Source organism: Pseudomonadota bacterium (genome assembly GCA_013285445.1).
Classification (GTDB): domain Bacteria; phylum Pseudomonadota; class Gammaproteobacteria; order Xanthomonadales; family Wenzhouxiangellaceae; genus Wenzhouxiangella.
In genome coordinates, this window is sequence record CP053448.1 from 2,479,709 (window position 1) to 2,502,934 (window position 23,226).

The window sequence follows — 23,226 nt, forward strand, 5'->3', positions numbered from 1 at the left end:
AACCAAATTGAACCGGGAGCCCGATACTCATGGCCCACGAAAACCTCCTGATCGACGACCGCAAGGCCGTCCGAACAATCACGATCAACCGTCCAGACAAGCTCAATGCCCTGAACCGACAGACGATTGCGGAGCTCGAGCAGGCCCTGATTGCAGCACACGCCGAAGACACCGTGCGCGTCATCGTACTGACCGGCGCCGGCGACAAGGCCTTCGTGGCCGGCGCCGATATTGGTGAGATCCGCCAGCAGAGCCCGGTTGACGCACGCCGGTTTGCGGTGCTGGGGCAGCACCTCATGACCATGATCCAGAGCTTCGACAAGCCCGTCATTGCCGCGGTCAACGGATTCGCCCTCGGCGGCGGCCTGGAACTGGCGCTGGGCTGTCATCTGCGCATCGCGTCAAGCAACGCGCGCCTTGGCCTGCCGGAGATCAAGCTGGGAATCATGCCGGGCTTTGGCGGCACCCAGCGACTGCTGCGCCTGGTCGGAACCGCCCGGGCACTGGAAATGACGCTGACCGGCGAGCCGGTCAGCGCCGAGCGCGCCGAACAGCTCGGCATCGTCAATCGGGTGGTTGAACCCGGGCAGCTTGAGGCGGCGGTCCGGGAGCTGGCCGATCGACTGGCCGATGCCGCACCCGAAGCAGTGCGTGGCATCATTCAGGTCATCAATCAGGGCGCTGACACCAATCTGCTTTCGGGCCTGGCGCTGGAGGCCGCGCGCTTTGGCCTGTGCTGTGCCACCGAGGACATGAAGGAAGGAACTCTTGCTTTCCTCGAAAAGCGCGCGCCGGAATTCAAGGGCAGGTGAACTCTATTTCGAATCACCCGACTGGCCGGCGTAATCCTTCTCCCCGGCCGTCACACGCACATCGAGGCGGTTTTCCGGCGGCGGCAGCGGGCAGGTGGAGTACTCGGTAAAAACGCATGGCGGATTGTAGGCGCGATTGAAGTCGAGCACCAGTCGGCCATCGGCATCCGGCCGGTCAGCATACAGAAACCGGCCGGCTCCGTACGTTTCGCGACCGCTTGTCCGATCGGCGAAAATGAAAAACAGCTGCTCGTCATCGCTATCGGCAACGGCTTCCAGACGAAACTCTCGACCGTCGACCGTGAACACCGCCGCCCCCGGATTGGGCTCGTCGGTCAGGTCGCCAAGCACGCTGCCAACCGGCATGGTGGTGCCCGCTGGATGCGCCTCGAACTGCGCATCGATACGCCAGTCAGGATCGAATTCGAAGTAGTCCAGGCCAGTGAACCCGGTACGCGTTGCGGCCCGCGGCCAGCGCGTTCGAACCGCCAACCGGCCGTTGCGCTCGATGACCTGAAAACGCACATCCTCGGCCTGCACCCAGACCGGTTCATCCCGGTCGGGCGGCAGAAGATCGGCGCTGTGCCCGGCCAGGCCATCCACGCTGACCGAGTCGTCGGCCGGCTTGAATCGGGCCTGAAGACCGTCAACCGTGAGCACGCCCCACAGCGCCGGCCCGGCCGGCATGGCGATATCGACCTGATCCGAATGCCCCACCCGCCACTGGCCGTCGTCAACGAAATCGAGCCCAACCAGGCTCAGCCAGCCGTAGGGTTCGGTCAGTCTGCCGAGTCGGCGCTCGCGCCAGGCCATGACCCCGGCGCGCCACTGATCGCTGCTTGACCACCTGTCGTCACCGGTACCGTCCGGGCCGGAAATCACCGCCTTGTTGGATGCGGTGCAGCCGGCCAGGACCAGTCCCACGACCAGTCCAGCCACGACCAGCCCCCGTGATCGGGCGCAATCGGTCTGCCGATCAGACTCGCCCGTAGACATCTTCCAGGCGCTCAATATCATCTTCACCAAAATAACTCCCGGTCTGCACTTCAATAATATGGACATCCTCAGCGCCCGGGTTTTCCAGCCGATGCAGCGAGCCGGCCGGAATCTGAACCGTCTCGTTCGGACCCAGCAGCTGCTCCTCATCGCCAACGCGCACCTTGGCGGTGCCGGAAACAACGGTCCAGTGTTCGCTGCGATGCTGGTGGCGCTGCAGCGACAGGATGCCTCCCGGTCGGACAACCAGGCGCTTGACCTTGCAGTCACGGGCATCCTCGAACACCGTATAGCTGCCCCACGGACGATGAACCGTACGGTGAAACACCGCCAGGTCATGCTGCTTGCGGGTCAGTTCGTCGACAACCGCCTTGACTTCCTGGGCGCGATCGCGACTGGCCACCAGTACCGCATCACCCGTGTCCACGATGACCAGATTCTCGACACCCACCGCCGCCACCAGCCGCTGATCACCCTGCACAAAGGTGTTGCGCGCATCGACCAGCACGGCCTCACCCTGAACCCGATTACCCAACGCATCGGTCTCGTAGAGTTCGCTGATCGCCTGCCATGAGCCGATATCGCTCCAGCCACAATCGACGGGCACGACCGCCCGCCGCTTCGCCTTTTCCATGACCGCAAAGTCGATCGAGTCCGCTCGCACGTCGGCGAACCGTTCGCCGTCAAGCTCGATCGGTGACTCGGCTGTATGGGTATGCGCCCAGGCTGCCCTCACCTGCTCGACGATATCGCCTGCATGGCTATCGAGTGCGGCCAGCACGGCATCGGCCCGAAAACAGAACATGCCCGCGTTCCACAGATACTCGCCCGAACTGAAGTAGCGCCGGGCGGTGTCCTGGTCCGGCTTTTCGACAAACGCGCGGATCTCCCGGCCATGCTCACCGATGGCTGCACCGGATCGAATGTACCCGTAGCCGGTCTCGGCATGGGTCGGGGTGACGCCCAGGCAGGTCAGCCATCCCTCGGAAGCCAAAGCATCAGCATGCCGTACGGCCTCGATGAACGCGTCAGGCTGACGGATCAGATGGTCGGCAGGCATGACCAGCAGGCGCGTATCGGGCCCGTGGTTCTGTTCAGCCCACAGCGCGGCCGCAGCGATGGCCGGCGCGGTATTGCGCCCTTCCGGTTCCAGCAAAAAGCGGTAATCGGCCTGATCATTGACTGCCAGGTACTCATCGCGGGTCAGGAAGTAGTAGTCGCGTCCGGTAACGGTCAGCGTCAGCGGCTGATCGGCCACCGTCAGCGCGCGTCGAATCGTGCTGGCAGCCAGGGTCTGGCCATCTGCCAGACGCATGAACGGCTTCGGGTGGGCCTTGCGCGAAACCGGCCACAGCCGGGTTCCGGCGCCGCCGGACAGAATCACGGGTATCAGCATTGCGCAGCGCTCCATTGATCCAGACACTCGGACAGCGCGACTCGACAATCGGGCAAATGCCAGCCACTGAGCTGTTCGAAGCGGTCACAGTCAAGCACCGACCAGCTTGGACGACGCGCCTTTTGCGGCCATTGATCGCTGCTAATCGGTGTCACCTCAACCGCTTGCGGGATAATGCCACGCACGGCCGCCATCTGCACGGCCTCTTCGGCCAGCGCGTGCCAGGTCAAGGCACCCTGCCCGGCGACATGCAGCAGAATCGGACGATCCACCGTGTCGGCCCGGCTGAGCAGCTGTGCGGTTGCCTCCGCCAGGGTCCCCGCCCAGGTGGGCGAGCCGGTCTGGTCGGCCACGACCCGGAGCGATTCGCCGCGCGCGGCGCGCGCCAGTATCGCACTCAGGAAGTTGCCCGGCAGGGCGGAATACAGCCAGGCCGTTCGAAGAACCAGCGCGCGACAGCCGCTGGAAACAACAACCTGCTCACCGGCCAGCTTGGTGCGGCCATATACCGATTCAGGCGCGACCGCATCATCCTCGCGCCAGGCCCGACCCGGCTGGCCGCTGAACACGTAGTCAGTAGAATAATGCACAAGCAGCGCGTCACGCTCGCGCACCCACTCGGCCAGGGCCGCCGGCACATCATGATTGAGATGAAACGCCTCGGCCGGATGATCCTCGGCATCGTCGACCGCCGTCCATGCGGCGGCATTGACAATGACTTGCGGGCGCACCGACGCCAGCACCGCACGCAGGGCGCCCATATCGGTCAGGTCGGCGATATGGTCGGCGTCGTGGCGGGCGCAGGTGACCAACCCCGGCAGCACGTGCTGGAGATGGCGGCCCAGCTGGCCGCTGGCGCCAAGCAGCAGGGTGCTCATGACGGCAGCTGTTGGCGCGCAAGCTCGCTCAGGCGCGGCGCGCTGCAATCCTTGTTGGACAGGCCGGCCGGCTCCAGCGGCCAATCGATTCCGATATCGGGATCGTCCCAGGCAATCGATGTGTCATGCTCGGCCCGGTAGGGACGCGTACACAGGTAGTTGAACGTGGCCGAATCAGACAGCACCTGAAAGCCGTGACCAAAGCCTTCCGGAATCCACAGCTGGCGATGATGCTCGGCATCCAGCTCGGTGGCGTACCAGTGCCGGAAAGTGGCGGAGTCGGGGCGAATATCGACAGCCACGTCGAAAACCCGCCCGGCACTGACCCACACCAGCTTGCCCTGGGGCTCGGGCCACTGGAAATGGATCCCGCGCAGTACGCCGCGCACCGAACTGGAACAGTTGGCCTGGACAAAATCCGGACCAATGCCGAGTTCCCGGTAGCGCTCCTGGCGCCAGGTCTCGAGGAACCAGCCGCGCGCATCGCCGAATACCCGGGGTTCGATGATTTTGACGCCCGGCAGCGCGGTCTCCTCGATCTTCATGCCTGCCCGGCCGTTCGCGCGACCATGCGCAGGTAGTCGCCGTATCCGCTCTTGACCAGCGGCTCGGCCAGCTTCAACAGCTCTTCGGTGCTGATCCAGCCCTGGCGGAACGCGATCTCTTCGGGACAGGCCACGCGCAGACCCTGGCGCGACTCCAGAGTCTCGATATAGCTGGCGGCCTGCTGTAACGAGGCATGCGTGCCCGTATCAAGCCAGGCGTAACCGCGACCCATCCGTTCGACGGTCAGATTGCCGGCCTGCAGGTAGCAGCGGTTGAGATCGGTGATCTCCAGCTCCCCGCGCGCCGACGGCTCCAGTTCAGCAGCAAAACCGCAGGCATCCGGGTCGTAGAAATACAGGCCGGTAACCGCATAATTGGATTTCGGCTGGGCGGGCTTTTCCTCCAGGGACAGGACTCGCCCGCCGGCATCCATCTCCACGACACCGTAGCGTTCGGGGTCGCTGACCCAGTAGCCGAATACCGTGGCGCCGTGCTCGCGACCGTTGGCCCGCTCAAGCAGTGCACGCATCCCGCCCCCATGGAAGATATTGTCACCCAGGATCAGGCAGGACGGCCGACCGTTGATGAATGCCCGCCCGATGATGAAGGCATCGGCCAGGCCCCGCGGCTCGTCCTGAACGGCATAGGAAAGATCGATACCCCACTGACTGCCGTCTCCGAGCAGGCCCTTGAACAGCCCCTGCTCGTGCGGTGTGGTGATCACCAGTATTTCGCGGATGCCGGCCTGCATCAGAGTCGACAGGGGATAGTAGATCATCGGCTTGTCGTAGACCGGCAACAGCTGTTTTGAAATCACCTGGGTCAGCGGATACAGGCGAGTGCCGGAGCCACCGGCCAGGATGATGCCTTTTCGTTGCATGAAGGTTTCAGGTTTCAGGTTTCAGGTTTCAGGTTTCATGTTTCAGGATTCGGGTAATCCTCTGTTCCCCAGCGATTCGCGAGGTGCCCAGCCGCTCGGAGCGGTAACGGCCGTCTCTGATGCGCTGCCACCAGTCGCGGTTGTCCAGGTACCAGTCGACGGTCCTGGCCAGGCCCTCGGCGAAGCTCACCGACGGGGCCCAGCCAAGTTCGTCACGGATTCTGGTCGCGTCGATGGCGTAACGCCGGTCGTGACCTGGCCGGTCGGTAACGTACTCGACCAGTTCGCGCCGCGGTCGCTCGACCGGAACCCGCTCATCAAGCAGGTCGCACAGGAGATGGACCACGTCGAGGTTGGCCATCTCCGCGTTGCCGCCGATGTTGTAGACCCGGCCCGGCTCACCGGCTTCGAGCACCCGGCGAATGGCACGGCAATGGTCACCGACATACAGCCAGTCGCGGCGCTGCTGGCCATCTCCGTATACCGGCAGACCTTCGCCTTCAAGCGCATTGATCAGCATCAGCGGAATGAGTTTTTCGGGAAACTGGTACGGTCCGTAATTGTTCGAGCAGTTGGTGATGATGACCGGCAGACCGTAGGTGCGATGCCAGACCCGGGCGAGATGGTCTGCTCCCGCTTTGGAGGCCGCATACGGCGAGTTGGGCGCATAGCGGTGCGTTTCTGTAAAGGCCGGCTCGTCGGGCGAAAGCGTCCCGTAGACCTCGTCGGTGGACACGTGCACAAACCGGAACTGATCCACTCCCCCCTGCCAGAACTCGAGCGCGGCATCGAGCAGGGCTTGAGTGCCATTCACGTTGGTGCGGATAAACGCCCCCGGTTCATCGATCGAACGGTCAACATGACTTTCGGCCGCAAAGTGCACGATCGCCACGGGCCGATGCTCCGCGAGCAGGCGCCTGACCAGCATTCCGTCACAGATATCGCCTTCGACAAACAGGTGCCGGTCAGCCTGCAGACCCTCAAGCGACTCGCGGTTGCCGGCATAGGTCAGCAGGTCCAGATTGACCACGCGCGCGTCAGACTCGCACAACACCTGCCGCACGAAATTGGAACCGATGAAGCCGGCGCCGCCGGTGACAAGAATCGTCTTCATGTGGAGTCCATTGCCCGTCAATCACCAACCGCATGACTGCGTGGAGCGCAAAAAAACGCGTGAACCGAAGCTTGCCAGACCATTGCAGACCAGTAGCGTCGGTTCACCGCAATCGCTTCCCCGGCAGGCAGTCCGGTCTGTTCGCGCGTGTTGGGTGGTTGCAGTCGGCCCGGATCTCAGAACGGGATATCATCTTCGAGGCCGCCGCCACTGTCGCTGGGCGGAGCGTCATCTCTCGGCGACGGCTCGCCGCGATCGAAGGGTTCGGCACCTCCACGGCTGTCGAGCATCTGCATGTCGTTGGCCACGATTTCCGTGGTCCAGCGATCCTGGCCATCCTGGCCCTGCCACTTGCGGGTCTGAATACGCCCCTCGATATATACCTTGGAACCCTTGCGCAGATACTCGCCGGCAATCTCGCCCAGTTTGCCGAACAGGACCACGCGATGCCATTCAGTCCGCTCCTGCTGCTCACCACTCTGGCGGTCACGCCAGGTCTCCGACGTCGCAATGCGAATATTGGTCACCGCATTGCCCCCGGCCGTATGCCGGGTTTCAGGATCGGCACCCAGATTGCCGATCAGAATCGCCTTGTTGATTCCACGGGCCATGACTGCCGGCCCCTCCTCGGGTTGAGTTGAAAGACGCGCAAAGTCTAGCACAGCGCGGCAGCGGGACCCTTCCGGATGTGCCCGTTACCTTGAGAGAAATCGACCCGTATAATTGTCGGCCATGAATGATGCTTCGACCCGCCGCGCCTCCCTGACCCTGGAAGACGTCCTCGAGACCGCCCGCGAAGACCGCAAGGCCGTCGATCGGCTGATCGTCGAACGGCTCCGGTCCGATGTGGTGCTGGTCAACCAGATCAGCCAGCACATCATCAGCGGCGGCGGCAAACGCCTGCGGCCGCTGGTCCACCTGCTCAGCGCCCGCGCCGCCGGCTACCGGGGTCGCGATCACATCAAGCTGGCGGCCATCATCGAGTTCATTCATACCTCAACACTGTTGCATGACGATGTCGTCGATGAGTCGGCCCATCGCCGTGGCCGCGTGACCGCGCACCGGGTCTGGGGCAACGCGGCCTCGGTCCTGGTTGGCGACTTTCTCTACTCGCGCAGTTTCCAGCTGATGGTCGAACTCGGCCAGATGACGATCATGAACATCCTGGCCGATACGACCAATACCATTGCCGAGGGTGAAGTGCTGCAGCTGATGCAGATGGGTAATGCCGACCTCACGGTCGACGACTACTACCAGGTCATCTCCGACAAGACCGCCTGCCTGTTTGCCGCCAGCGCACGTCTGGGCGGCATACTGGCTGGCATGACGCGCCTCGACTGTGATCGCCTGGCCGACTACGGACTGCGTCTGGGACAGGCGTTTCAGATTACTGACGATGTTCTTGACTATCGCGCCAGCAGCCGGGATATCGGCAAGGACATCGGTGACGACCTGGCCGAAGGCAAGGTCACCCTGCCGCTGATTCTGGCGCTGTCAGGCGCCAGCGAACGGGACCGGAACACGATCCGGGGCATGATCGAAAACGGCGGCAGCGACCGCATCGACGAGGCACGGCGCATTTTGCATCAGACCGGGGCCCTCGAACAGGCCCTGCTTCAGGCCCGCGCGCTGGCCGGCCAGGCCATGGACGCACTCACGTTCCTGCCCCATTCGCAAGAGCGCGGCGCGCTGCAATTCCTTGCCCGATACGCGGTCGATCGCACCCTCTGAGCGCAGGTCCGGCAAGTCCGCCGGGCCTAGCCCGCATTATTCATGAATTCACTCGCGCCCTTGCTTGCGCCTTGTTCGCACAGCGGATGTTCCTCCCTCGGAAATACAGCCTGGTATTCCGCTCGGTCGGAAAATCCGCTGTGCGAACAATCCCCTGCGCAATCATCGCGGCGATTCATGAAAATAATGCGGGCTAGCGCAAGCCAGCGACCGCCAGACGAAACACCTCGCCGCGATGCTCGAAGTCTCGAAAGCGGGGAAAACTCGGCGCACCGGGCGACAGCACCACGGTATCACCCGGACGGCTCCATTCAGCCGCCAGCCGAACGGCCGACTCCAGACTGTCTGCGCGGGCCAGCCGGGCACAGCGATCCCCGGCCTGCTGTCGGCAGCACTCAACGACTGCCGGGCCGTTGTCCGGGATACCGATCAACCCGGACAGACCGTGATGCCGGATCCAGTCCATGACCGGTGACCAGTCAGCCGGCCGGTCCTTGCCGCCGACGATCAGCACGACCGGACCATCTGCGATGGCCTCCAGTGCCGCCAGGGTGGCATATGGACTAGTCGCAATCGAGTCATTGACCCAGGAAACTCCACATTGATCAGCGATTCGCTCGAGCCGATGCGGGAGCGGGCAGAAATCACGCAGTGCATCGACCAGGGCCTCTGCCGGATGACCGAGCAGCATCGCAGCCTGCAAGGCCAGTGCCGAGTTGTCGAGATTGTGCCGACCCCTCAGCGCCAGTGACCCGGGCGCAACGGTACACTCCTGGCCGACTATCAGCACATCGCCCCGACGGTACGGCGCCGGAGGCCGGTTTCCGGCAAGCCGCCCCGCCACCCCCGCCGTTTCCCGCATCAGACAATCGTCGCTGGCGTTGACGATCAGTGGCCGACCCTCCAGCAGCTCGACGATCCGCAGTTTGCTGGCAAAGTAGGCCGCCTGACTGCCGTGCCAGTCGATATGCTCCGGAAACAGCCGAGTTACGATGCCAATATCCAGCCGACCGGCCAGGTCGGCCAGCTGATAGCTCGACAGCTCAACGACGGCGATGTCGGCCGGTGTGCTGAGGTGATCGAGCAGCGGCACACCGATATTGCCGGCCAGTATCACGCGCTGGCCCCGTGCGCGCAGCAGGTGGGCCAGCAGCGATGCGGTCGTGCTCTTGCCTTTCGAGCCGGTGACACCGATAACCGGCAGGTGAGCGCCGCGCTCTGACAGCCAAAGCGTGGCCGGGTTGACGATGAGGCTGCCCGCGCTGCGGGCGCGCTCGAGTGCGGGGTGACTGACCGGAATACCCGGCGAACGCAGCAGCACGGGAAACTCGGCCAGGCGTTCGTCGAACGGGCCAACCCGCAGCGCTGCATCATCAACCTCAACCGGTCCGCTCTCGGTGAGAATGGTGACATCGAGCTCGCGATTGCACGCGCGCAGCGCCTTCAGGGCGCTACGGCCCTCTCGCCCGAAGCCGAGGATGCCGATTCGACATCCCGCGATGGACTCAAGTGTCGGCAGCGCTGGCACGGAAGGCCTCGGGAATCCGGTCGGGCCCGCCGGGCTGGCACAGGACCTCGAGCGGGGGCGTGGCGTCATCGTCCACCAGCGGCGCTAGGGCCCGGACCACCGTCATTTGCGACCAGCGTGGGTCCCGAGACAGTCGCATCAGGGCCGCACGGGCTTCCTGCGCCTCGCCGACACATTCGAATGGCTTGACCCCGTCAAGCGCAAGCAGGGCGCGAAAGCCGCTGACCTGGTCCGGCGCATCGAGCAGATTACAGCCGAACATCTGCGCCAGCGCTTCAGGCGCAAGGAAAGGCGCCATCGCCAGAGCGACGAAATGACACTTTGGACATTGCCCGCACCAGCGCGGCGTGGCTGCGCCGTCAAGGTGGAAATTTCGGTTGCACGAAGAAAACACCCCGTGATAGCGATCCAGAGCGGCAAAGGCCCGGCACACGCCGAGTTCACGGTCCCGGCGCAGCAGCGAAAAGACCCGCAGGTCGGTCGCGATATAGCGCCGGACCCAGTCATCGAGCATGCACTCGAAGGCAAAGGACTTGGAAAACTGGTGATTGACCGGGTGGCCGGCCGGATCAATCAGCGTTGCTTCGTCAGCCGAGCGCTCGTTGGCAAAAACAACGTAGGCGAAATCACCGACCAGGGCGGCAACCACCAGGGCCGCGGCGTTGATCGCCGTCACCGGCACATGACCATTCCAAGCACCGGCACGGTTGAGCAGATTCAGTCGCCGGTCGAGCTTTCGTTCGACAATCCAGTGGCGACAGCCGGTCGCCGTCGCGACCTGGCAAATCAATGCAGCCTGGCCAACCTGCACCGTCTCGACCTCCATGCCGTCCAACCGTCGGGCTCGCTCCAGCGCGACCAGCGAGTCCTTGCCGCCGCCCAGCGGCACCAGCGCACGCTGCTGGCTCAAACCGAGCCGCGGGGCAGAGGGGGCAGCCGGCCCGGCGCCAACAATCGAGACCCGCGCTTCCAGATCCAGTCCATTGCGCCAGGCGAACTCGCCCAGCCCTTCAAGATAGAGCCGACGCAGCCAGTCGGCCTGCCAGCGATCAGGGCTGCGCTGTCCAAAGTGGAAGTGCGCCGGGCAGCCGGCCTTCCAGTAGCTGATTGCGGCGGTCCAGTGCAGTAGATCCAGCGCCGCCTCGACAGCCTGGGCCCGGGCCGGGGAAACCCGGCCAGACCACGGCAGACGGAACACTTCGACCAGGGCCATGCCGTCGAGCCGATAGGCGAGCCTGACTTCCCCGCGCTCCGGGTCCAGGTACCGCGACTCGCAGCTGAAACTCGCGCTGCTGAAAGGGCGCCAGGACTCGACCGGGTTCGCGGTTCCGGAGTCAGGATTCGGCACGGTCGACCGCAGCATCGGGCTGACTGTCGGCCAGCGGCCGCGGCCACGCGCGCAGGACCGCGTTGACAAGGGTTGCCAGCGGGATGGCAAAGAAGATTCCCCAGAAGCCCCAGATGCCGCCGAAGAAAAGCACCGCAATGATAATGGCCACAGGGTGCAGGCTGACGACTTCAGAAAACAGCACCGGCACCAGCACGTTCCCGTCGAGCGCCTGAATGATGACATAGGCAATCAGCACGTACCAGAAGTTCGCGCTGACGCCAAAAGCAATCAGGGCCACGACGGCGACCGGCAGGGTCACAACCGCAGCGCCGATATACGGAATGATCACGGAAAAACCGACCATCATCGACAGCAGCATGACAAACGGCATGTCAAGCAGGGCGAAGACGACGTAGGTCACGATCCAGACGATCAGGATCTCGAGCACCTTGCCACGGACATAGTTGCCGATCTGCGCGTCCACCTCCTGCCAGACGCTGGCCACCAGGGCGCGATCCCTGGGCAGGTACTGACGGATCCAGGCCAGCAATGTATGCTTGTCGTTGAGGAAGAAAAACACCAGCACCGGCATCAGCACCAGGAATATCAGCAGGTTGACCGCACTCATCACGCCGGAGAACGACACCAGAGTCGCTCCGTAGTTGACGACCTCACTGCCCAGATTGTCGAGCATGCGCGAGAGCTGCTCCTGCGAGATCAAGGCCAGTTCACGCTCGGCCTGTTCGGCAACCAGCGCGCTACCGTCCTGCGCTGCAGGATCCGGCACCGGTGAAACTTCCCCGGCCGGTGCAACGATCTGCGGATAGCGCTCAGGCAGGGTGGCCAGCCAGTCCTGCGCCGTGGCAACGTATCCGGGCAGCTCGCGCACGATCGCGGCAATCTGGCGCGTCAGCATGGGTACGAGCCCGAAGATCAGGTAGAACAGGGCGGCAATGAAGGTCGTGAAAACGCCGATTACGCTGATCAGCCGCGGCAGGCCGAAGCGCTCCAGCCGCTGGACCCCGCCTTCAAGCAGATAGGCGATCACCAGGCTGGCCAGCACCGGCGTCAGCATGCGCCCGAACAGCACCACGACGACCACGCCGAGCAACAAGAAGGCTGCCAGGATCACGACCTGGGGATCCGAGAAGTGCCGCTGGAACCAGCGGTTGAAGCGTTCGATCATCGGCCAATTATATCGGCTGCGCCCCGCCCGGTGGGCCTTCCCCGCGAAGGCCACCGGGCACCGTCCGTTCCGAGGAGTGTTGTATCAGCGGGGTAAAGTGGACAGACCGAATCAGAAATCGAACGTCAGCATCGCCTGAACCTCCAGCTCCTGGTCGAGCTTGTCGGTTACGATGCCCAGGATATTGCCGCCGAAGGCAAACTCCGGCGGGGCGTAGGCCGCATTGAGGTGCAGCCTGCTGCGTCCTATTCCCTTGGAGAAACCAGCCAGGATCGCGTTCTGGGCAAGTTCAGAATCGAGTGCTGCAGCCAGGGCCGGGGCTGTCGGTCGCGGTTGGCTGCGGCTCTGATAGTCGACGAATACCTCGACATCATTATCGTGCTGCCAGTGCCAGCCCAGGTTGTAGACGACCAGGTCGGACCAGGCAAACTCGGGACTGTTGCGGTCACCCAGCAGGGCCGTGAAACGGGCCGGCAGGGCCCGGCTTGGGAAAGCGCCAATCTCGCTGTAGAACACCTGTGATACGCCGAAGTTCAGGCGTGATCGATCGGTTGCATCCAGCTGGAAGCCGAGATGAATTCGCGGCGGTATGTCGAGCTCCGCCTGGACACCATGCACACCGCGCACCGACGCGAATTCATCCATGTCGATACGCGACTGGAATGCGGCCTCAAGGCGCAGACGCTCGCTCAGCTCGCTGCTCAGCGCAAAGCGCAGCCCGGCGCCATGCGACACCTCCTGGTGCAGCGGCTCCAGCGCGAGGGGGCGTTCGCCACCGCCGCTGACCGGCTCATCACTGAACTGGAGGTTCATGCCCGACGCTCCAAAACGCTGGCTGGCGAGCACCGCGGTCACCGTCAGAGCGCCCGAGTCGGAAACCTGGTGGCGCACACCCGGCATGACGATGGACTGCTCGAATCGATGACCGGCGCTGAGCCGACTGGCCAGATCGTCCTTGAGCAACAAGACCGATTGCGAACGGTAGAGCGAAAAGGCCAGGCCGCGGCGCTCGCTCATAAGCGCATGCGCAAACTCCGGCACGATAGCCATTTCGTCGAGATGAAGCCAGGTCACCCGCGGCAGCTCCCGCGAAGCCAGGCGTTCCAGGTCGGGAGTCAGCTCATGGACCAGGTACTGTTCCCACGGCCCCAGCTCGAATCCGACCAGATACCACGCCATGCCGGCATAGGGCCCGGAATGCAGGCTGCCGGTTACGCGGGCAAGCGATGCCGCCGGCATCGTCAGCCCAATAACCGCTGTCACCATGGCGATGGAAGCAATTCGCTTGAGCACGCCTACCTTACCGCTAACTGGTTTACTGGTCGATAGTGTACCCACACTCTTGGCAAAAATACAACGTTTTGGGCAAAAAACTTCAGCAGCTCGCGTAACACCCTGTTGCCGCAGGATTCACTGGCCCGACGCCTTTGTTGTGCGCATGCAACATTTGTGAAGTCTCCCAGGCCAATACCGGGTCGACGCACCGCCCGGCAGCCCCATCGCCTGCGTCGATCCCGCGCCGGCGACTCCGCCCGCGCGACGCCTGCCTGTCTCGTGCCGCTGCCGGCCCCGCTCAGCCGCTGGTCGACGATGCTTCCAGCCGGTCACAGATCGCCCGGGCAAAGCCGTCGGTCGTGCCGCTGCCGCCCAGGTCCGGCGTGGTGTGGTCCCCGGCCTCAATGACGGCGGCAACCGCCTGCCGCACGCGGGTTGCACGCTGCTGCGCGCCGAGATGTTCCAGCATCTGTGCCGATGCCAGAATCAGCGCGCACGGGTTGGCAATCCCCTGCCCCGCAATATCGGGTGCAGAACCATGCACCGCCTCGAACATCGCCGCCCGGTCACCGATGTTGGCGCCAGGCGCCAGGCCAAGGCCGCCAACCAGCCCGGCGCACAAATCGGAAATGATGTCGCCAAACAGATTGGTGGTCACGATCACGTCGAACTGCTCTGGCCTGATGACCAGCTGCATGCAGGCATTGTCGACGATCAGGTCATTGGCTTCGATGTCTTCGTATTCTGCAGCCACTTCGTGCGCAACGCGCAAGAACATGCCGGTCACGTCCTTGAGAATATTGGCCTTGTGGACCACCGTCACCTTCTTGCGCCCGGCGCGACGGGCCAGCTCGAAGGCAAAACGCACCACGCGCTCGCAGCCCTTGCGCGTGACCACCATCTTGGACTCTGCCCGGCTGCCGTCCGGTGCCGTGTAGGCGCCCTCGCCGAGATACGCGCCTTCGGTGTTTTCACGCACCGTAATCAGGTCTATGTTTTCGTAGCGGGAATTTGACCCCTTGAAGCTGATTGCCGGCCGAACGTTGGCGTACAGATCGAAGTGCTTGCGCAAGGTGACGTTGAGTGACTTGAACCCGCCGCCCACCGGCGTGGTCAACGGCGCCTTGAGGGCGACTCCATTGCGCTCGATCGAATCCAGGGTCGCCTGCGGAAGCAGTTCCCCGCTGGCCTCACGGGCCGCCATGCCGGCCAGCTGGAAATCATAGTCCAGACCTGCATCAACTGCATCGAGCACCTTGAGCGTTGCGTCCATGATCTCGGGGCCGATGCCGTCGCCGCGAATGACGGTGATTTGCTGAGTCACGCCCAATCTCCTTGAGTCCAGTCGGTAATAAAGGCAGACGAAAAGCCGGCCATTATACTGCTGCTGCGATTGCGGCGCAGCCCACTACCCGATCACGACTGCAGCAGCCGCTCAAGGGCACCTTCCTGGTCGAGTGCGCTGAGATCATCGAATCCGCCCACGTGCTGATCGCCGATGAAGATCTGCGGCACCGTGCGACGACCACTCCGAGTCATCATTTCCTGGCGTTTTTGACGATCCCCGCCAACAGCAATCTCCTGCCATGTCACGCCCCGGTCACGCAGCAGTTTGCGCGCGGCCGCGCAATACGGACAAATCGACGTGGCATACATCAAAACCGGCTTGTGGCTCACGGGCTGCTCACTGTGCAATCAATGAAGCGCCATGATACCCGATCAAATGCACCATTCCGGCTTGGGCAGACCGCCATACTTGCAGGCCATGCGCACCGGCCCATCGGGAAACAGGCGGTAGAGCTCACGGCTACCGGCCGACGGGTCGAGCTGGCGCCGCAATTCGGTCACGACCACGCGCATCAGCGGCGGCGTGCCGTACTGCGCGTGATAGTCACGCACGAACTCGATCAGCCACCAGTGGTCGGAGCCGAGGCGGATGCCGTCGCGCTCGGCCAGGGCCTCGGCCAACTCCGGGCGCCACTGCTCCGGATCACGCAGGAAGCCCGCGCCGTCGAGCGCGATCGCCTTGCCGTCGAGATAGATGATTGCCGGCAACGACAGACTCACAGCACTAGCACGGCCCGCGCCCCACGGACTAGCGCGTCGATCTCGGCAGCGCTGCACGACAGCGCTCCTTCCGGCAGTCGGGCAGCACCGGATTCGACCAACACGGTTGCAAGGCTGTGGTCAATCAGCTGTCGCCAGGGTCGAAACGGATCTTCCGCCACATGCGCCACACCTGCACCCCGAAACACCACGGTCAGGTCCAGATCCAGACTGGCACCGGCCAGCACCAGCTCCAGCATTTCCGTGCTGGCCGGCTCACTTGGCGGCAACTGCACGATCACGACCCAGCAATCGCCCATCATGGCCCTCCGATGCAGCAGAGCGCGCGCCCCAGGCTGGCACGGTACCAGAACTGAACCAGCGACGACAGCTCGAACGGCGCCGGCGGCTGCTTATCGATCAGGCGACGCTGCCAGGCCGCGGAACAGATCGCCAAATCAAGTGAATGATGGGCGGCCGCCAGCGCCTGCCATTGGCACCGGATGTCCATGGCCGCATGGTCGACGCCGTCACCATGAAAAAACGCCAGAACGCAGCGGCCACCCTCCAACCAGGCCTGAGCCAGTCGCAGCGCATCAATGGCCCGGTCATGACCGGCTGGCGCCCGAACAAGCACGATGTGCTCAGCGCAACGGTCGGTCCGCCGGGTTTCAGCGCTGCTCATCGGCCAATGCCCCCCTCGCCGCCCTGACAGCTGCCATAATGTGCGTCTGTGAAAAGGCAGTCGATCGGAACCCCACGACTCCGGCCCGGTCTGATTTCAACATGATCCAGTCTGCACGGCATACGCTTTACCTGCTCATCATTGTAGCGATGCTGCTCGCGCTGCAGGTCCGGGCACAAAGTGGCGTTCAGTTGCCCGACATCGGACGCACCTCGACGCAGGTTCTGTCGCCCGAGGAACAGCGCACCTTCCCATCCGACTTCGAGCGATTCCTGCGCGCCAACCATCTGCTCATCGAAGATCCGCTGGTCAGCGAATACTTCAGGGACATGGGCTATCGTCTGGTGTCGTATTCCAGCCGGCCGGGCAACACCTTTCACTTCTTTGTCATCGACGACCCCAACATCAACGCCTTCGCCGCACCGGCCTCGGTCATCGGCCTGCATACCGGCCTGATTCTGGCCGCCGAAGACCACAGCGAAATTGCCGGCGTCATCGCGCACGAGATTGCGCACGTCACCCAGGACCACCTGGCACGCGGCCTCGAAAACAGCCAGCAGGTTTCGCTGCCGACCCTTCTGGCCACGATCGGCCTGGCGCTGGCGGCCGGCGCGGCCGGTGCCGGTGGCGAGGCCAGCCAGGCGATCATGATGAGTGGCCTGAGCCTGGCCCAGCAATTCCAGATCAATCACACGCGCCAAAACGAGGCCGAGGCCGACCGAATCGGCATTGCGCTGATGGCCGGCGCCGGCTATGACCCTCAGGGCATGACGCGCTTTTTCGAGCGACTCAGCGTGATCTCCCGCCCGATGGGCGAAGGGCCGCCGGAGTATCTCCGCACCCACCCCCTGACCGTGAACCGGATTGCCGAGGCACGCACACGCGCCGAGCAGCTGCCGGTGCGCGAACCACTCGACGGTGGCATGTTCCACACCGTCCAGGCGCGGCTGCGGGCACTGGTCAGCAGCAAGCCCGGACAGGCCGAAGACTGGTTTCGCGCACGAATTGCCGAAGGCAGCCGGCCGGAAAACTCGATGCGCTATGGTCTGGCCTTCAGTCTGCTGCGTGAAGGCCGGCTTGACCAGGCCCGCAAGGAGCTCGATGCACTGCTGGCGTCCGCGCCAGACGAACGACTCTACCAACTGCTCGAGGCCAAGTGGCTGCTCGCTGTAGGCCGCCAAAGCGAAACCCTGGACATTCTCGAGTCGCTTTACTGGCAGTATCCTGGCAATGGCCTGGTCGCCCGTCAGTTTGCACAGGCGCTGATGCACGATCCGGATCCGGCCAGGGCGGCGCGCGCAGGCGGCATCCTGCGTCAGTACCTGCGCCACCACGAAAACGATGTCGAAATGACTGAGCTGTACGCGCGTGCCGCCGATCGAGCAGGACAGAGCGTGCGGGCAGCCGAGGCCCTGGCCGAAAGCTACGCAATGCGTGGCGCCGTCAAAGAAGCCATCATCCAGCTTGAACGGGTCAGCAAGCGAGACGACCTCGACTACTACCAGCGCGCACGCGTCAACGCCCGAATGGAGCAGCTCCGCGCGGAGCGGCTGCGACTGGCCGAGCAAGCGGGCCGCTGAAGGCCAGGCACAGGGAGGGCCGGTTGTCAACAAACTGTCACCCGGATCAGGCTATGGTAGACGGTTACCGACGTGTTGAGCGCGCGTCGCCCGATCACCGCCATTTCGCTGCGCCATCGATGAAAACGAACGGCAGTCCCATTCGGATCTCGCAACGCGTCAGTCCGCTTGAGCGCTGGACAGACGATTCGGTTGACGATCCGGCCGTCTTGATCAACCGCGAAATCAGTCTGCTTACGTTTACCCGGCGGGTGCTTGAAATGGCGCGGGACGACACCCTGCCGCTGCTCGAGCGCCTGCGTTTCCTGTGCATTTCCTGCACCAATCTGGACGAGTTCTTCGAAGTACGTGTAGCCGCGATCCGCCAGCGCATGCAGCATGGCGCGAACCAGCCGGGCCCCGACGGGCTGACTCCCGGCGCAACCCTGGCGGCCATCCGCGAGACCGTGCTCGAGATGGTCCAGACACAATACCGCGTCCTCAATCAGGAACTCATGCCGGACCTGCAGCGGCAGGGCATTCACATCGTCAGGCGCAGCGAGTGGAGTCAGCGCCAGCGGCGCTGGCTACACCGTCACTTCCAGCGACAGATCATGCCGGTGCTCAGTCCGCTGGGACTCGATCCGGCGCACCCGTTCCCGCGAATACTCAACAAGAGCCTCAACTTCGCCGTCGCCCTGGAAGGCCGGGATGCCTTCGGACGCGACAGCGGCATGGCACTGGTGCGGGCGCCACGATCCCTGCCGCGCATCATCCGCATACCCAAGAGCTACTCACGCGGGCCGGATGACTTCGTCTTTCTGTCGTCGATCATGCACGCGTTCATCAGTGAGCTGTTTCCTGGCATGGACGTCCGCGGCTGCTACCAGTTCCGGGTGACCCGCAATAGCGAGCTGTTTGTCGACGAAGAAGAAGTCGAGGATCTGGCTCGAGCGCTGGAGGGCGAACTGATGGAACGCGGATTTGCCGAGGCCGTGCGGCTGGAGGTTGCCGATCAGTGCCCGGAGAACGTAGTGCGTTACCTGGCGACGAAGTTCGGCCTGGACGACGACGACATCTACCGATGTGACGGTCCGGTTAACCTCAACCGGATGAGCGCGGTCTGCGACCTGGCTGATCGGCCTGACCTGAAGTATCCGCCGTTCCAGCCGCACACACCGGAAGCGCTCGGCAGCAGTGGGAAACTGTTCGGCGCCATCGCGCGGCAGGACCATGTCCTGCATCATCCCTACGACAGCTTCCAGCCAGTGCTCGATCTGTTGCGCGAAGCCGCCTGGGACCCGCAGGTGCTTGCAATCAAACAGACTCTCTATCGCACTGGCGCCGATTCGCCGCTGGTCGCGCTGCTCATCGAGGCAGCGCGCTCGGGCAAGGACGTGACGGTGGTCGTCGAGCTGCGCGCACGTTTCGATGAAGAGGCCAACATCAACCTGGCCACACGGCTCCAGGAAGCCGGGGTCCAGGTCGTCTACGGCGTGGTGGGGCACAAGGCACATGCCAAGATGATGCTGATCGTCAGGCGCGAGCGCGGGCAGCTCAAACGCTACGTGCACCTGGGAACGGGCAATTACCACCAGGGCACGGCTCGGGCCTACACCGACTGGAGTCTGATGAGCACGGATCGCGAGCTTGCCCGCGACGTTCACCGGGTATTCCAGCAGCTCTCCGGCCCAGGGCGCGTGCAACGACTCGAACGCCTGATTCAGTCGCCTTTCGGTCTGCACGAGTTCCTGCTCGAGCGCATCGCGCGGGAAACCGACAACGCCCGGGCCGACCGGCCTGCCGCGATCTGCGCCAAGATGAATGCACTGACCGAGCCGACGATCATTCACGCCCTCTACCGTGCCTCACGCGCCGGCGTCCGCATCCGGCTGGTGGTGCGCGGTATCTGCTGCCTGAGACCCCGGGTACCGGGACTGTCGGAGACCATTCAGGTGCGATCGATCCTGGGTCGTTTCCTGGAACACAGCCGCGTGTACCACTTCGAAAACGACGGTCAGCCCGAAACCTGGGCCGCCAGCGCCGACTGGATGGAACGCAACCTGTTCCAGCGCGTCGAGACCTGTTTTCCGATTGTCGATCCGGCCTCCGCCGAACGAGTTCGCCACGACAGCATTGATCTGGCCTTCCGCGATGATGTTCAGGCCTGGGAGCTGGACGGCAACGGCACTTGGCACCTGATTGATTCGGCCGCGGGCAAGCCGCTGCACAATCCACAGGATATTCTCATGCACGCCCGTCCGCATGCCTGAACGACAGCTCTACGCCGCCATCGACCTCGGCAGCAACAGTTTTCACATGCTCGTCGCCCGACGCGAACACGACGAGCTACGCGTGATCGACCGAATCAAGGACATGGTGCGCCTGGTCGGCGGTCTCGATGATGACGGGCGACTCGACAGCGAAACCCGCCAGCGCGCCCTGGCCAGCCTGGCCCGCTTCGGTCAGCGAATCGCCGGCATTCCCCAGCACCAGATCAGGACAGTGGGCACCCAGGCGTTTCGCCAGCTCGCCAATCCGGCCTCGTTTCTGGTCGTGGCTGAAACCGCACTCAGCTGCCCGATCGATATCATCGGTGGTCGGGAGGAGGCGCGGCTGGTCTATCTGGGCGTCAGCCAGGGCACAGCACCGGCCGGCGGACGACGCCTGATCGTCGACATTGGCGGCGGCTCCACCGAGCTTGTGATTGGCGAAGGTGAGCAGCCTGACCTGGCCGAGAGCATTCCGACCGGCTGTGTTTCGGTCACGCGCCGCGGTTTTCCGGACGGCCGCATCACCGCCAAACGATGGCAGCGCGCAGTCGAAGCCGTCGGCGAGGCGCTGCTCGATATCCGAGCCGACTGCCGCCGGCTCGGGTGGCAGCAGGCCGTTGGCTCGTCGGGGACGCTTCGGGCCATCGAGACGATGGCCGCGGGTCGTCGCGGCGTGGACGATGCCTGCATCGAGCGCAGCGATCTGGACGACCTCAGGCAACGCATCCTGCGTGCCGGACATATCGACCGAATCGAGCTGCCGGGCCTGTCGAACCGCCGCCGGCCGGTCATCGTCGGTGGCCTTGCTGTTCTGGAGGCCGTGATGGACACCCTGGACATCGAGCGGATCCAGGTGTCGCCCTTTGCGCTGCGCGAAGGGCTGCTGCACGACCTGATCGGCCGCCTGACGCATCGCGACCCACGCGCCCGCACCGTGACTGCAATGGCCGAGCGTTATCAGTGCGACGCCCACCAGGCGGCACGGGTGCGTGACTGGACGCTGACGGCGGCCGAGCAAGTGGCCGAAGCCTGGCGTTTGAGCCTCGCCCACACCGAAATGCTCGAATGGGCCTGCCAGCTGCACGAGCTTGGCCTGAGCATTGCCCACGATCGACATGCCCGTCACGGCGCCTATGTGATCGAACACGCCGACATGGCCGGCTTCACTCGCCAGGAGCAGCAGTTCATGGCCGCCCTGGTCTGCCTGCAGCGTGGCCGGATCGAACCGAGCGTGATTCGGCAGCTGCCCGGCAGGCTGCAGCATCCGCTGTGCCGGCTGGTCGCCATCATGCGCCTGGCGGTGGCCTTTGCACGCAGCCGGCGCGACAGCGACATGCCTGATTTTGCCCTGTTCGGCGACGACAACCGGCTTCGCCTCGACCTGCCGCGCGGCTGGCTGCAGGTGCATCCGCTGACGCGCCGGAGCCTGGGTTTTCAGCAGCGCCAGCTTCGGCACATTGATATCCATCTGACTCTCGGCGAGCTGGCGCCGGTCAAACACCTGCTGTGAGCCAGTGGCGTCCGACCGCCGCAGTGCCCACGCTGCGCCGGCGTGCCGAGCTGCTGGCGCAGATTCGCCGGTTTTTCGCCAAGCGCGATGTCGTTGAAGTCACCACGCCGGTGCTCACTGCCGCCGGAGTCAGCGATGTCCATATCGAAAGCATGTCGCTGTCCGGGCAGCGCGGCTGGCTTAGGACCTCGCCGGAGTACTACCACAAGCGGCTGCTGGCGGCGGGTTGCGGCGATCTCTACGAGATCGGACCCGTATTCCGCGCCGGCGAATCGGGGCGCCACCACCGACCCGAGTTCACCCTTCTGGAATGGTATCGAATCGGCTGGACCTGGCGAGAACTGGCCGCAGAAGCGGTCGATCTCGTCGTCGCCTGTCTTGGCGAAACCGGCCCGGAGTGGGCGGTCGACTACGTAACCTGGCGTCAGTGCCTGGGCCAGGCCATCGGCGTTGACCCGCTACGTGCCGATGACCGCGACCTGGCCCGTGCAGCCGGCGGCGACGCGCCGGACAACAGTGACCGCGACACGCTGCTCGACTTCCTGTTTGCCACCCGGGCCCAGCCGCAACTGCCGCCGCGACAGCTTACCGTTGTCTACGATTACCCGGCTTCGCAGGCCGCGCTGGCGCGCCTGAGGCCAGACAAGCCTTGCCTGGCTGAGCGGTTCGAGATCTTTGCGGGTTCACTTGAGCTGGGCAACGGCTATCGAGAACTGGTCGATGCCGGGCAGCAGCGAGCGCGCTTCGAGTCGGACAACCACCGCCGTCACCAGATCGGGCGCCGACCGATGCCGATCGATGAAGCGCTGCTGGCCGCGCTGGATAGCGGCCTGCCCGAATGCGCAGGGATTGCCCTGGGGTTCGACCGCCTGGCAATGCTGGCACTGGCAATCGACGAGATCAGCGATGTCCTTGCCTTTACCCCGCCTGTCCTGCCCGACCCGTAGCCGGCCAGCGCCAGCGCTCCGCGAAACGCCGGGCGCACAGCCGAATTCGTTCAACCAGGCTCAGTCGGTTGGGTTGAACCAGCCGCTGCAGCTCGTCGCCGGCGACCTCGACGGTGTGCCCTGCGGCGGTCTGCAGCACCAGGATCAGCGACTCGGGGAACGGTTGCGATACCACCGGCTGGTCCAGCCAGGGCGGCACCGACAGCAGCGGTCCGTCCGGCGCTGCAAAGCGGACGCCAAGCAGGTAACCAGCCACGGGCGAGCCGGATTGCGGCTTCAGCCAGACCAGGCTCAGCGGATGGCTGCGGGCAACCAGGGTACCGGTCGTCGGCGGTTCACTGCCAGCCGGATGAAAAAAACGCTGCACGCCAGTATCGCTGGCTAGAATCAGTGTTTCGGCAAGCGGCGCGGGCCAGATTGCCGTGAGCAACCCGCGTGCCGGCCAGATCATCAAGGCGACGATAACGGCAAGCAGGCCCATCCCGGCCGACACGCGAACCAGGACCATGGACATCACCCCGCGCATCATGTGCC

Annotated in this window: 23 protein-coding genes; 6 read left to right on the forward strand and 17 right to left on the reverse strand. The window is 64.2% G+C overall.

What is annotated here, in order from left to right; translation table 11 throughout:
- Positions 1-29: 29 nt before the first annotated feature.
- A complete protein-coding gene (locus HND55_11145) occupies positions 30-812 on the forward strand; it encodes an enoyl-CoA hydratase (protein QKK03155.1) in 783 nt (260 codons plus the stop codon).
- Between the two features lie 3 nt (positions 813-815).
- Here the strand turns inward: HND55_11145 and HND55_11150 are convergent, their stop codons facing one another.
- From HND55_11150 to ssb, 7 genes are all read right to left on the reverse strand, one after another.
- On the reverse strand, positions 816-1,835 hold the full coding sequence (locus tag HND55_11150) for a DUF1684 domain-containing protein (protein QKK03156.1): 1,020 nt from the start codon (positions 1,833-1,835) through the stop codon (positions 816-818).
- Positions 1,789-3,204: a mannose-1-phosphate guanylyltransferase/mannose-6-phosphate isomerase gene (locus HND55_11155; protein QKK03157.1), complete on the reverse strand. Its 1,416-nt coding sequence runs from the start codon at positions 3,202-3,204 to the stop codon at positions 1,789-1,791. Before HND55_11155 ends, HND55_11150 begins: the two co-directional genes overlap by 47 nt.
- Positions 3,198-4,082 carry a dTDP-4-dehydrorhamnose reductase gene (rfbD, locus tag HND55_11160; GenBank protein QKK03158.1) on the reverse strand — a complete coding sequence of 295 codons (885 nt, stop codon included), beginning with the start codon at positions 4,080-4,082 and terminating at the stop codon, positions 3,198-3,200. Before rfbD ends, HND55_11155 begins: the two co-directional genes overlap by 7 nt.
- Positions 4,079-4,627, reverse strand: a complete 549-nt coding sequence (gene rfbC / locus HND55_11165) for a dTDP-4-dehydrorhamnose 3,5-epimerase (GenBank protein QKK03159.1) — start codon at positions 4,625-4,627, stop codon at positions 4,079-4,081. The genes rfbD and rfbC overlap by 4 nt, the downstream gene beginning before the upstream one ends.
- Positions 4,624-5,508: a glucose-1-phosphate thymidylyltransferase RfbA gene (rfbA, locus tag HND55_11170; GenBank protein ID QKK03160.1), complete on the reverse strand. Its 885-nt coding sequence runs from the start codon at positions 5,506-5,508 to the stop codon at positions 4,624-4,626. Before rfbA ends, rfbC begins: the two co-directional genes overlap by 4 nt.
- A 28-nt stretch (positions 5,509-5,536) precedes the next feature.
- Positions 5,537-6,622 (reverse strand): dTDP-glucose 4,6-dehydratase, encoded by a 1,086-nt coding sequence (gene rfbB, locus HND55_11175; GenBank protein QKK03161.1) that lies wholly within the window; start codon positions 6,620-6,622, stop codon positions 5,537-5,539.
- Positions 6,623-6,798: 176 nt separating this feature from the next.
- Positions 6,799-7,233 (reverse strand): single-stranded DNA-binding protein, encoded by a 435-nt coding sequence (ssb, locus tag HND55_11180; GenBank protein QKK03162.1) that lies wholly within the window; start codon positions 7,231-7,233, stop codon positions 6,799-6,801.
- Positions 7,234-7,354: 121 nt separating this feature from the next.
- Here ssb and HND55_11185 point away from each other — a divergent pair, with 121 nt between their 5' ends.
- A complete protein-coding gene (locus HND55_11185; GenBank protein QKK03163.1) occupies positions 7,355-8,353 on the forward strand; it encodes an octaprenyl-diphosphate synthase in 999 nt (332 codons plus the stop codon).
- Positions 8,354-8,546: 193 nt separating this feature from the next.
- Here the strand turns inward: HND55_11185 and murD are convergent, their stop codons facing one another.
- The 9 genes from murD to HND55_11230 form a co-directional block, all read right to left on the reverse strand.
- Complete coding sequence (murD, locus tag HND55_11190) at positions 8,547-9,881, reverse strand: UDP-N-acetylmuramoyl-L-alanine--D-glutamate ligase (protein QKK03164.1); 1,335 nt, start codon at positions 9,879-9,881, stop codon at positions 8,547-8,549.
- Positions 9,859-11,229, reverse strand: coding sequence for an endonuclease domain-containing protein (locus HND55_11195; GenBank protein QKK03165.1), 1,371 nt, complete (start codon positions 11,227-11,229; stop codon positions 9,859-9,861). The genes murD and HND55_11195 overlap by 23 nt, the downstream gene beginning before the upstream one ends.
- Positions 11,216-12,397 carry an AI-2E family transporter gene (locus HND55_11200; protein QKK03166.1) on the reverse strand — a complete coding sequence of 394 codons (1,182 nt, stop codon included), beginning with the start codon at positions 12,395-12,397 and terminating at the stop codon, positions 11,216-11,218. Before HND55_11200 ends, HND55_11195 begins: the two co-directional genes overlap by 14 nt.
- A 111-nt stretch (positions 12,398-12,508) precedes the next feature.
- On the reverse strand, positions 12,509-13,690 hold the full coding sequence (locus HND55_11205) for a hypothetical protein (protein ID QKK03167.1): 1,182 nt from the start codon (positions 13,688-13,690) through the stop codon (positions 12,509-12,511).
- A gap of 280 nt (positions 13,691-13,970) precedes the next feature.
- Positions 13,971-14,996 carry an isocitrate dehydrogenase gene (locus HND55_11210; GenBank protein ID QKK03168.1) on the reverse strand — a complete coding sequence of 342 codons (1,026 nt, stop codon included), beginning with the start codon at positions 14,994-14,996 and terminating at the stop codon, positions 13,971-13,973.
- Positions 14,997-15,088: 92 nt separating this feature from the next.
- On the reverse strand, positions 15,089-15,328 hold the full coding sequence (gene grxC / locus HND55_11215) for a glutaredoxin 3 (GenBank protein ID QKK04088.1): 240 nt from the start codon (positions 15,326-15,328) through the stop codon (positions 15,089-15,091).
- A 63-nt stretch (positions 15,329-15,391) separates the two neighbouring features.
- Positions 15,392-15,739 (reverse strand): TusE/DsrC/DsvC family sulfur relay protein, encoded by a 348-nt coding sequence (locus HND55_11220; protein ID QKK03169.1) that lies wholly within the window; start codon positions 15,737-15,739, stop codon positions 15,392-15,394.
- The gene (locus HND55_11225; protein ID QKK03170.1) at positions 15,736-16,041 is read right to left on the reverse strand and encodes a hypothetical protein; all 306 of its coding nucleotides are present in this window, start codon (positions 16,039-16,041) and stop codon (positions 15,736-15,738) included. Before HND55_11225 ends, HND55_11220 begins: the two co-directional genes overlap by 4 nt.
- Positions 16,038-16,403, reverse strand: a complete 366-nt coding sequence (locus tag HND55_11230) for a hypothetical protein (protein ID QKK03171.1) — start codon at positions 16,401-16,403, stop codon at positions 16,038-16,040. The genes HND55_11225 and HND55_11230 overlap by 4 nt, the downstream gene beginning before the upstream one ends.
- A gap of 101 nt (positions 16,404-16,504) precedes the next feature.
- On the opposite strand from HND55_11230, the gene HND55_11235 reads away from it, so the two are divergent.
- From HND55_11235 to genX, 4 genes are all read left to right on the forward strand, one after another.
- Complete coding sequence (locus tag HND55_11235) at positions 16,505-17,983, forward strand: M48 family metallopeptidase (protein QKK03172.1); 1,479 nt, start codon at positions 16,505-16,507, stop codon at positions 17,981-17,983.
- A 119-nt stretch (positions 17,984-18,102) separates the two neighbouring features.
- Positions 18,103-20,235 (forward strand): polyphosphate kinase 1, encoded by a 2,133-nt coding sequence (gene ppk1 / locus HND55_11240; protein ID QKK03173.1) that lies wholly within the window; start codon positions 18,103-18,105, stop codon positions 20,233-20,235.
- On the forward strand, positions 20,228-21,745 hold the full coding sequence (locus HND55_11245; GenBank protein QKK03174.1) for a Ppx/GppA family phosphatase: 1,518 nt from the start codon (positions 20,228-20,230) through the stop codon (positions 21,743-21,745). Before ppk1 ends, HND55_11245 begins: the two co-directional genes overlap by 8 nt.
- Positions 21,742-22,692, forward strand: a complete 951-nt coding sequence (genX, locus tag HND55_11250; GenBank protein ID QKK03175.1) for an EF-P lysine aminoacylase GenX — start codon at positions 21,742-21,744, stop codon at positions 22,690-22,692. The genes HND55_11245 and genX overlap by 4 nt, the downstream gene beginning before the upstream one ends.
- Here the strand turns inward: genX and HND55_11255 are convergent.
- A complete protein-coding gene (locus HND55_11255) occupies positions 22,664-23,206 on the reverse strand; it encodes a hypothetical protein (GenBank protein ID QKK03176.1) in 543 nt (180 codons plus the stop codon). The two genes, genX and HND55_11255, sit on opposite strands and share 29 nt — an antisense overlap.
- Between the last annotated feature and the right edge of the window lie 20 nt (positions 23,207-23,226).